Origin of the sequence: Streptomyces sp. NBC_00335 (assembly GCF_036127095.1) — a bacterium.
Lineage (GTDB): Bacteria > Actinomycetota > Actinomycetes > Streptomycetales > Streptomycetaceae > Streptomyces.
The window spans coordinates 7,797,405-7,807,342 of the sequence record NZ_CP108006.1 but is presented as its reverse complement, the minus strand read 5'-3'; the positions used below and the strand labels follow the sequence as shown (position 1 = coordinate 7,807,342).

The 9,938-nt window shown below is 72.1% G+C and carries 6 protein-coding genes and 2 pseudogenes; 5 read left to right on the top strand and 3 right to left on the bottom strand.

Annotated elements, in window-relative coordinates; all coding sequences use genetic code 11:
• Positions 1–27: 27 nt before the first annotated feature.
• The 3 genes and pseudogenes from OHA37_RS35360 to OHA37_RS35350 all read left to right on the top strand — a co-directional run bounded on the left by OHA37_RS35360 (position 28) and on the right by OHA37_RS35350 (position 5,188).
• A complete protein-coding gene (locus OHA37_RS35360; RefSeq protein WP_266911547.1) occupies positions 28–2,217 on the top strand; it encodes a discoidin domain-containing protein in 2,190 nt (729 codons plus the stop codon).
• Positions 2,218–2,340: 123 nt separating this feature from the next.
• Positions 2,341–3,414, top strand: a complete 1,074-nt coding sequence (locus OHA37_RS35355; RefSeq protein ID WP_266911545.1) for a DUF1996 domain-containing protein — start codon at positions 2,341–2,343, stop codon at positions 3,412–3,414.
• Positions 3,415–3,455: 41 nt separating this feature from the next.
• Positions 3,456–5,188, top strand: a pseudogene (locus OHA37_RS35350) (discoidin domain-containing protein).
• Positions 5,189–5,290: 102 nt separating this feature from the next.
• Here the strand turns inward: OHA37_RS35350 and OHA37_RS35345 are convergent.
• Complete coding sequence (locus OHA37_RS35345) at positions 5,291–6,232, bottom strand: NADP-dependent oxidoreductase (RefSeq protein WP_443046257.1); 942 nt, start codon at positions 6,230–6,232, stop codon at positions 5,291–5,293.
• Between the two features lie 273 nt (positions 6,233–6,505).
• Here OHA37_RS35345 and OHA37_RS35340 point away from each other — a divergent pair, with 273 nt between their 5' ends.
• A complete protein-coding gene (locus OHA37_RS35340) occupies positions 6,506–7,825 on the top strand; it encodes an ROK family transcriptional regulator (RefSeq protein ID WP_266911543.1) in 1,320 nt (439 codons plus the stop codon).
• Positions 7,826–7,956: 131 nt separating this feature from the next.
• Positions 7,957–8,472 carry a putative immunity protein gene (locus OHA37_RS35335; RefSeq protein ID WP_266911541.1) on the top strand — a complete coding sequence of 172 codons (516 nt, stop codon included), beginning with the start codon at positions 7,957–7,959 and terminating at the stop codon, positions 8,470–8,472.
• 140 nt (positions 8,473–8,612) lie between these two features.
• On the opposite strand, the gene OHA37_RS35330 is transcribed toward OHA37_RS35335, so the two are convergent.
• Both OHA37_RS35330 and OHA37_RS35325 read right to left on the bottom strand, forming a co-directional pair.
• Positions 8,613–9,683 (bottom strand): LacI family DNA-binding transcriptional regulator, encoded by a 1,071-nt coding sequence (locus OHA37_RS35330; protein ID WP_266911539.1) that lies wholly within the window; start codon positions 9,681–9,683, stop codon positions 8,613–8,615.
• Positions 9,684–9,717: 34 nt separating this feature from the next.
• A pseudogene (locus tag OHA37_RS35325) lies at positions 9,718–9,930 on the bottom strand (fibronectin type III-like domain-contianing protein); the annotation flags it as partial.
• Positions 9,931–9,938: the final 8 nt, after the last annotated feature.

The window sequence follows — 9,938 nt, the reverse complement described above, 5'->3', positions numbered from 1 at the left end:
GATCCACAACGTCAGGAGTAGCCCCGCATGCCCCTCCTCTCCTCCCACCCTCCCCACCCATCGCGTCGCCCCTCGCGGCCGTCCCGGCTGAGCGTCGCCTCCCTGGCGGCCGCCCTGGTCGCGGCGCTCCTCGTGCTCCTGCCGGGCACCGCGGCGACCGCCGCGCCGACGCTCCTCTCCCAGGGCAAGCCCGCCACCGCGTCCTCCACCGAGGGCGCCGGCACCCCCGCCTCCGCCGCCGTCGACGGCAACAACGGCACCCGCTGGTCGAGCCAGTTCTCCGACCCGCAGTGGATACAGGTCGACCTCGGCGCCAGTGCGCAGCTGAGCCAGGTCGTCCTGCGCTGGGAGACCGCCGCAGCGAAGGCGTACCGCGTCGAGCTGTCCCCGGACGGCACGAACTGGTCCACGGCCTACTCCACGGCCAACTCCACCGGCGGCGTCCAGACCCACGACATCACCGGCAACGCCCGCTACGTCCGCGTGTACGGCACCCAGCGCACCACCGGATACGGCTACTCGCTCTGGGAGTTCCAGGTCTACGGAACCACCGGTGGCACCGGCCCAACCCTCCCCGGCGGCGGTGACCTCGGCCCGAACGTGATCGTCTTCGACCCGTCCACGCCGAACATCCAGGCCAAGCTGGACGAGGTCTTCGCCCAGCAGGAGTCGGCGCAGTTCGGCTCCGGGCGCTACCAGTTCCTCTTCAAGCCGGGTACCTACAACGGCCTCAACGCCCAGATCGGCTTCTACACCTCGATCTCGGGCCTCGGGCTGAACCCGGACGACACCACCATCAACGGCGACGTGACCGTGGACGCGGGCTGGTTCGGCGGCAACGCCACCCAGAACTTCTGGCGTTCGGCCGAGAACCTCGCCATCAACCCGGTCAGCGGCACCAACCGCTGGGCCGTCTCGCAGGCCGCGCCGTTCCGCCGGATGCACATCAAGGGCGGCCTCAACCTCGCCCCGAACGGCTACGGCTGGGCCTCGGGCGGCTACATCGCCGACTCGAAGATCGACGGCCAGGTCGGCAACTACTCCCAGCAGCAGTGGTACACCCGCGACAGCTCCATCGGCAGCTGGTCCAACGGCGTCTGGAACCAGGTCTTCTCCGGCACCCAGGGCGCTCCCGCGCAGAGCTTCCCGGAGCCGCGCTACACCACCCTCGACACCACCCCGGTCTCCCGCGAGAAGCCGTTCCTGTACCTGGCCGGCTCCGAGTACAAGGTGTTCGTCCCGGCCAAGCGCGTCAACGCGCGCGGCACTTCCTGGGGCACCGGGGCGCCGCAGGGCTCCTCCATCCCGCTGAGCCAGTTCTACGTGGTCAAGCCCGGCACGAGCGCCGCGACGATGAACCAGGCGCTGTCCCAGGGCCTGCACCTGCTCTTCACCCCGGGCGTCTACCACGTCGACCAGACCATCCAGGTCAACCGCGCGGACACGGTCGTCCTGGGCCTCGGCCTCGCCACCATCATCCCGGACAACGGGGTGACGGCGATGAAGGTCGCCGACGTCGACGGCGTGAAGCTCGCCGGCTTCCTGGTCGACGCGGGCCAGGTCAACTCCCCCAGCCTGCTGGAGGTCGGCCCGGCCGGCACCACCACGGACCACGCGGCGAACCCGACCACGGTCCAGGACGTCTTCATCCGCGTCGGCGGCGCCGGCGCCGGCAAGGCCACGGTCGGCATGGTGATCAACAACCACGACACGATCGTCGACCACACCTGGATCTGGCGCGCCGACCACGGCGACGGAGTGGGCTGGGAGACCAACCGCTCCGACTACGGGTTCCGCGTCAACGGTGACGACGTACTGGCCACCGGCCTGTTCGTCGAGCACTTCAACAAGTACGACGTGCAGTGGAACGGCGAGCGCGGCCGCACGATCTTCTTCCAGAACGAGAAGGCGTACGACGCCCCCAACCAGGCCGCGATCCAGAACGGTTCGGTCAAGGGATTCGCCGCCTACAAGGTCGCCGACTCGGTCAACACCCACGAGGGCTGGGGCCTGGGCAGCTACTGCTACTACAACGTCGACCCGACGATCCGCCAGGACCACGGTTTCCAGGTCCCGGTGAAGCCGGGCGTGAAGTTCCACGACATCCTCGTGGTCTCGCTCGGCGGCAACGGCCAGTACGAGCACGTCATCAACAACACGGGCGCGCCGACCTCGGGCACCTCGACCGTTCCCTCCACCGTGGTCTCTTTCCCCTGATCCACCCCTGACCCCCGGTTCGCGGGGCGGCTGCCGGCCGCCCCGCGTTTTCCGGGCCATCCGAGAGAGCGCTCTCCCATCTCGGGCCTCCCTCGCCCTCCGTCCCTCAGAAGGAGCTGGACGATGAATCTCCGACCGCGGACCCTGTCCGCATTCCTGGTCTCGGCGGCCATCGCCGTGACCGCTGCCGCCGGTCTCGGCGCCACGGCGCTCACCGCGCAGGCGACACCCGACGCCGGCACCGCCCACACGAACATGAACCATGCCGCCGCGGCCCCGCTCGCCGGCGGCGACGACCCCGACGGTGACGGCTACATCCCGGCCGTTCCGCAGGTCACCGGTGTGACCCCGTCCTGGAACAACCCGCCGGACCGGTACTTCCACGAGTTCCAGGCCAACTGCTCGGTCACCAAGACCGCACCGGACGACCCGATCGTCTACGCGGGCCGGCCCGGCGCCTCCCACGACCACACCTTCATGGGCAACACCGGCACGAACGCCAACAGCACCACCGCCTCGCTCAGCGCAGGAGGCACGGCCTGCACCGCGGTCGGCGACCTGTCCGGCTACTGGATGCCGACGCTCTTCAACGGCAGCCAGAAGGTCCTGCCCACCGGCCCCCAGGTCATCTACTACAAGACCGGGGTCACCGACTACACGAGCGTGCGCCCCTTCCCCAAGGGTCTGCGGTTCCTCGTCGGCAGCCCGACCCAGACCGCGGCGGAGTTCCGCGGGCACAAGGGCTGGGTCGAGGGCTGGGAGTGCGGCAACAGCTTCAAGAACACCGAGTTCCCGGCCAACTGCCCGGCCGGCACCCAGCTCAACATCCGCATGCAGTCGCCCAGTTGCTGGGACGGCAAGAACCTCGACACACCGGACCACAAGGCCCACATGGCCTACCCGGTCACCAAGCCCGGCAACAACGACAACGTCTGCCCGGCCTCCCACCCGGTCGCGGTCCCGATGGTCGAGTTCAAGATGGCCTTCCCGGTCAGCGGGGACATGTCGCAGGTCAGGCTGGCCAGCGGGTCCGGCCACTCCTTCCACTACGACTTCTTCAACGCGTGGGACGAGCGCACGCTGAAGGCCATGGTCGACCAGTGCATCAAGGGCGGCCTGCAGTGCAACAACCGCGGCTTCGACCAGTACCACCCGGAGGCCGGCACCGTGCTCGGCCCCGACGGCCGCCTCCCGTAGGCACTGCGCTTCCCCCCACCCTCTCCCAAGGAGGTTCCTGCATGCTCACCCGCATGCGCAGCACGGTGGCCACCGCCGCCCTGCTCGCGGGCGCTGCCACCCTCGTCCCCGCCGGCCCGGCCCAGGCCGCCGCCGGCGTGGTCAAGGTGACCGGCTCCCAGGGCAACTGGCGGCTGACCGTGAACGGTTCTCCGTACCTCGTCAAGGGCGTCACCTGGGGCCCTTCCCCCGCCGATGCCGCGCGCCTGCTCCCCGACGTGAAGTCGCTGGGCGCCAACACCATCCGCACCTGGGGCACCGACGGCAGCAGCGCCCAGCTGTTCGACGCCGCCAACGCGAACAACATCAAGGTCGTGGCCGGCTTCTGGCTCCAGCCCGGCGGCGGTCCGGGCAGCGGCGGCTGCACGAACTACGTCACGGACACGACGTACAAGAACAACATGCTGGCCGAGTTCACCAAGTGGGTGCAGACCTACCGCGACAACCCGGCCGTCCTGATGTGGAACGTCGGCAACGAGTCGGTGCTCGGCCTGCAGAACTGCTACTCCGGCACCGAGCTGGAGAACCAGCGCAACGCGTACACGACCTACGTGAACGACGTGGCGAAGGCCATCCACCGCATCGACGCCAACCACCCGGTCACCTCCACCGACGCCTGGGTGGGTGCCTGGACGTACTACAAGCGCAACTCCCCGGACCTGGACCTCTATGCGGTCAACGCCTACAAGGAGGCCTGCGGGGTCAAGAGGCGTGGCAGCAGGGTGGTTACACCAAGCCCTACATCATCACGGAGACCGGTCCGGCGGGTGAGTGGGAGGTTCCCCACGACTCCAACGGCGTCCCGCTGGAGCCCCGCGACCAGGCCAAGGCCGACGGCTACACCCACGCCTGGAACTGTGTCACCGGGCACGGGGGCGTGGCCCTGGGCGCCACCGTGTTCCACTACGGCACCGAATACGACTTCGGCGGGCACTGGTTCAACCTGACCCCGGCCGGGGAGCGCCGCAAGATGTACTACGCGGTCAAGCGCGCCTACGCGGGCAGCACGGCGGGCGACAACCTCCCGCCGACCGTGTCCGTCCCCTCCGTCCCCGACCCGGGCGCCGTTCCGGCCGGCAAGGAGATCACCATCCAGGCCCCGGCGACCGACGCCGAGGGCGACCGGCTCGCGTACGAGGTGCTCTGGGGCAGCAAGTACGTGGACGGGGGCGGCGGACTGATCTCGGTTCCGTCGACCCACCTGGGCAACGGGACGCTCAAGGTCACGGCCCCCGCGAAGACGGGCGCGTGGAAGCTCTACGTCAAGGCCAAGGACGGCCGCGGCAACGTGGGCGTCGAGCAGCGCTCGGTGAAGGTGGTCCCGCCGCCGGTGCCGGGCACGAACGTGGCGCTGAAACGGCCCACGACCGCCTCGACCTTCCAGAACGACGGCTACGGCGGTTGCCCCTGCGGTCCGCAGTTGGCCACGGACGGCAACAACACCACCCGCTGGGCCACGACTTGGTCTGATGCCCAGTGGCTCCAGGTCGATCTGGGGTCGGTGAAGCAGCTCAAGCACGCCCAGCTGGTGTGGGAGACCGCTTACGGCAAGGCGTACACCATCAAGGTGTCGGACGACGGCCGGAACTGGAGGACGGCTTACGCCACTTCGAACGGTGACGGCGGCATCGACGACTTCGACATCTCCGCGTCGGGCCGGTACGTACGGCTCGAACTGACGGGGCGGGGCACCGGCTACGGCTACGCCCTGTTCCACTTCGGCGTCTACGCCTGATCCCTGGCCCGACGCCCCGCACGCCCCGCACGCTCCGCGCGCCGCCCGAACCTGAACCGGGTGGCGCGCGGTTCTGCGTTCTTCGCAGGCTCCCCGCGGGGCTCAGACCTCCAGGACGATCTTCCCGGCGGTGTGTCCTTCCCGGCTGAGCGCGAAGGCGGCCGGCAGTTCCGCGAGCGGGAAGGTCTCGGCGACCGTGACGGTGAGCTGTCCGGCGTCGGCCAGCCGGCCCAGCTCGGCGAGGTCGGCGCCGACGGGCCGTACCCACATCCACTGGCCGCCGGAGCCGAGCACGGTGTGGTCGGCGATGGAGGCGTGCCGGCCACCCTCGGCCAGGACCGCCAGGGTGGTGTCGAGGACTCCCCCGACGAAGTCGGCGACGACGGTGACCCCGTCGGGCGCCAGGGCGCGGACCCGGTCCGCGAGGCCGTCGCCGTACTCGACCGGCTCGCAGCCCAGCTCGCGCAGCCGGTCGTGGTTGCGGGCGGAGGCGGTGCCGATGACGCGGGCCCCGAGCGCGCGGGCGATCTGCACGCCCAGGGAGCCGACGCCGCCCGCTGCTCCGTGCACGAGGACGGTGTCCTCCTTGCCGGTGTCCAGGCGCGTCAGCAGCTGGTACGCGGTGAGGCCGGCCAGCGGCAGTCCCGCGGCCTGCTGCCAGGTCAGGGAGGCGGGCTTGGGCGCGAGGGCCCGTACGGGCACGGTCACGAACTCGGCGAAGGTGCCGCCGTGCACGTAGTCCTTGCGGGCGTAGGCGACGACCTCGTCGCCGGCGGTGAACTCGGGGGTGTCGATGCCCACGTACTCGACCGTCCCGGCCACGTCCCAGCCGGGGACGACGGGGTACACGACGTCCATCAGGCCGTCGAGCCCGCCCGACATGATCTTCCAGTCGACGGGATTGACGGAGGCGCAGCGGACCCGGACGAGGACCTCGCCGGGGCCGACCTTGGGCACCTGGATGCGGGTCTCGGAGAGCACCTCCACTCCGCCGTACGTGTCGTACGTCATCGCCCGCATGGTGCCCTCTTGGTCCTCGGACATACCTCTCGCCTCTCCGTGAGCCGGTCGCGTGCCCCCCGGGCCCCATCCCACCACGAAGAGCCGCGCCCGCCCCGGGAGGAGGGGCGGGCGCGGCGCGGCGGAGCGGGCGCGGGCGGCCAGGCGGGCGGTGAGGCGCGTGGCACGCTCGGGCGGCGCCAATCGGATGCTCGGCGACTCCGCTCTTTCCAGATCTTAATTTAGAATGTGAATTAAATCTCGGGAAAGGGTTGTGCGACGGTATGTTGCGATCGGTGTCAGGGCGGAAGGAGCCACATGACGACGGGGCGCAGTGGACGTACGGTGCGGGACCTGAGAAGGGGCAACCGCAGCGCCGTGCTGCAGCAGTTGTACTTCGGCGGACCCATGAGCCGGCAGGAACTGGGCCCCGCGACCGGGCTGAGCTCCGGATCCGTCAGCAACGTGGTCGGTGAACTCGTCGTGGACGGACTGCTGGAGGAGGCCGGCATCGTCGACTCCGACGGCGGCCGACCCCGTACGCTGCTGCGCGTATCGCCCGGCAGCGCGCACATGATCGGCATCGACGTGGGCGAAACCCGGGTCAGGGTCGAGCTGTTCGACCTCACCCTCACCGAACTGGCCCGTGCCGAGCTCCCGTTGCAGCCGCGCGGCTGCTACGACGTCGGCCCGATCGTCGACCACATACGGAGCGGGATCGCCACCGTCCTGGAGCGGGCCGGGGTCGGGACGAACCGGCTCCTGGGCGTCGGCATCGGCGTACCCGGCATCGTCGACCGCGACGCGCCGGGCGGAACCGTGGTCCACGGGCAGACCATCGGCTGGGACGCGGTCCCGCTGGAGGCGCTGCTGCGCGCGACGGGAGCCGTGCCGCCCGAGGTCCCGTACATCATCGACAACGGGGCGCGCACGCTCGGCCAGGCGGAGATGTGGTTCGGCGCGGGGCGCGGGGCCCGGGACGCGGTGGTCGTCCTCTTCGGCTCCGGCGTCGGAGCGAGCCTGATCACCGACGGCTCCCCGGACGGTGCCACCACCGGGGGCGCACCCCTGGAGTGGGGCCACCTGACGGTGCAGGTCCGCGGGCGTCGCTGCCGCTGCGGGGCGCTGGGCTGCCTGGAGGCCTACACCGGAGCGGAATCGCTCCTGGCCCGGTGGGCGGAGCGGGGCGGCGGCGGGGAGGCCGTCGCCGGGGACGAGGAGGACGCCCTGGCAGCGCTGCTGGCGGCGGCCGGCGGCGGGGACGCGATCGCACTCGACGTGCTCGACGAGACCGCGGAGTACCTGGGCGCGGGCCTGTCGGACGTCATCAACCTCTTCCAGCCGGAGCGGATCCTCATCGGCGGCTGGGCCGGCCTGCTGCTGGGCCCGCACATCCTCCCGGCGGTACGGGAACACGCGAAGCGCTACTCGCTGCGCCATCCGGCGGCCCGGGTCACCATCGACATGGGCTCACTGGGCCCCGACGCGGTCACCGTGGGCGCGGCCACCCTCCCCCTGGCGGCCTTCTTCGCCGCGGGCGGCCGCCGCACCCCGCCGGAGCCCGCGGCGGAAGCCCCGGGCTGGCAGACGTCCTTGCAGACCCGCGGGGGCTCAGCGCCGACGGCGGGGCGGGGCTAGGGGCGGGGCGGGGCTGTGCGGTGGGGTGCCGTGCGGGGCAGGGTGGGCGGCATCGGATGGCGGGCGAAGCCGGGCGCTCGCGGACCTGCCCGGCGTACTCTGGCGGCCGGCCAGGCCAAGGAGCGCCCACCATGATCCTCCCGAAGATCCGGGACCCCCGCTTCGTGACGATCCGCCGGGGCGGGACCCTCACCGATCCGGACCACCACCTCCTCGCCCTGTGGGCGGCATCCTGCGCGGAGCACGTCCTCGGCCTGTTCGAGGCTGCCCGGCCCGAGGATCCGCGACCGCGTCAGGCGATCGAGCACGCCCGCGCGTGGGTGCGCGGCGAGGTCACGATGACGCAGTCACGCGCGGCGGGCGGCCATGCGATGGGCGCGGCCAGGGACCTGCGCGGTGCGGCACGGCACGCCGCCTACGCCGCCGGCCAGGCCGGGGCCGTCGCCCACGTCGCCGCGCACGAACTCGGGGCGGCCGCCTATGCGATCAAGGCGGCACGCGCTGCCGCACCGCCAGCCGAGGGCGAGGCCGCCGGGCGCCAGGAGTGCCGGTGGCAGCGCGACCAGCTCCCGGAGGCGATCCGCGAACTCGTGCTCGACGACCAGAGGTTGCGCAACGACATCTGCTGGTCGGCCTTCGACTGCTGAGCCCGCCCGCCCGGGCACCACCCGCACCACCCGGGAAGCCCCTTACCGTGGACGCCCAAGGGCGCCGGATCCCAGCCCGCCGGCCGCGACCGAGCACACCGAGGAACCCGCTCAGCACGTCGGGAGTCGGCGGTCGGCGATCACGCCGAGTCGCGGACCACCAGTTCCGGGTCGAAGAGCACTTCCACCGGATCGGTCGCCGCCGTGCCGGACACGCGGTCGAGGAGGAGGCGGACCATCTCCGCCGCCATTTCCTCCACGGGCTGGCGGACCGTCGTCAGGCGGGGCCTGGATGCCACCGCCGCGCCGGAGTCGTCGAAGCCGACCACCGCCACGTCCTCCGGGATCCGCCGGCCGTGTTCGCGCAGCACCAGGCAGGCCCCTTGGGCCATCAGGTCGTTCGCCGCGAACACCCCGTCCAGGTGCGGGCGTTCGGCCAGGAGGGCCCGCATCGCCTGCTCGCCGCCGTCCAGCGTGAAGTCCGCCTCGGCCACCCGTACCGCCGTTCCGGCCAGCGCCTCCCGGAAGCCCGCCAACCGGTCCCGGCTCGCCGGGACGTCCGCCGGTCCGCCGATCGCGACGAGCCGCCGGCAGCCCCGGGCGAGGAGGTGCCGCGCGGCCAGCGCCCCGCCTTCGCGGTGGCGCAGGTCGACCCAGTCCAACGGGATCCCGGGCGCCGGGCGGGCGAAGAGCACCGTGGGCAGCCCGGCGCGCGCGAGCAGGCCGGGCAGCGGGTCGCGGCCGTCGGTGGTGACGAGCAGGGCCCCGTCGCCGCCGCCCTGAGTGAGGTACGCGAGCACCTGCGCGCGGTCCGCCTCGCCGTCGGCGAACAGCAGCACGGGATGCACACCGCGCGGGCGCAGGGCCCGTACGACCCCGCTGACCACCCGCCCGAAGAAGGGGTCCTGGAACACCCGGCCGGTGTCCGCTCCCGCGCCCGAGACCACCAGCGCCACCGCACCCGAGCGCCGGGTCACCAGGGATCGGGCCGCGCGGTTGGGCACGTACCCGGTCGCGGTGACGGCCTGCTGGACCGCCTGCTGGATGGCGGGGTCCACATTGCGGACCCCGTTCACCACGCGGGACACCGTGGCCCGGGACACCCCGGCGGCGCGGGCCACGTCCTCCAGGGTCGGGGGCGTGCCGGTGCCGGTGCCCGTGGCCGTGCCTGTGCCCGTGGCCGTACCGGTGGCCGTGCTCGCTGCGTCCATGGCGGCACTGTAGCCGCCCGCGCTCACACCTCACTCAGACCTCGATCGCCCCCCGGAGCGGCAGGTCGCCCGCGCTGCGACCGGCCGGGACGGTGAACCGCCCCGGCTCCGCCGTCCAGCCCCCGGCCTGCGGGGACCAGTGCCGGAGGGCCCGCGCGGGGATCCGTACGTACGCCGTCACCCGCTCCCCCGGGTCCGCCTCCGCCGCCGCCCCGTCCGCGAGCCGGCGCACCGGATCAACGGTCGACGGCCTCG

Bases quoted from the DNA above. Each gene is read 5' to 3' on its own strand.
- OHA37_RS35360 (WP_266911547.1), top strand. From the start codon at position 28: ATGCCCCTCCTCTCCTCCCACCCTCCCCACCCATCGCGTCGCCCCTCG.
- OHA37_RS35355 (WP_266911545.1), top strand. From the start codon at position 2,341: ATGAATCTCCGACCGCGGACCCTGTCCGCATTCCTGGTCTCGGCGGCC.
- OHA37_RS35345 (WP_443046257.1), bottom strand. From the start codon at position 6,232: ATGTCCGAGGACCAAGAGGGCACCATGCGGGCGATGACGTACGACACG.
- OHA37_RS35340 (WP_266911543.1), top strand. From the start codon at position 6,506: ATGACGACGGGGCGCAGTGGACGTACGGTGCGGGACCTGAGAAGGGGC.
- OHA37_RS35335 (WP_266911541.1), top strand. From the start codon at position 7,957: ATGATCCTCCCGAAGATCCGGGACCCCCGCTTCGTGACGATCCGCCGG.
- OHA37_RS35330 (WP_266911539.1), bottom strand. From the start codon at position 9,683: ATGGACGCAGCGAGCACGGCCACCGGTACGGCCACGGGCACAGGCACG.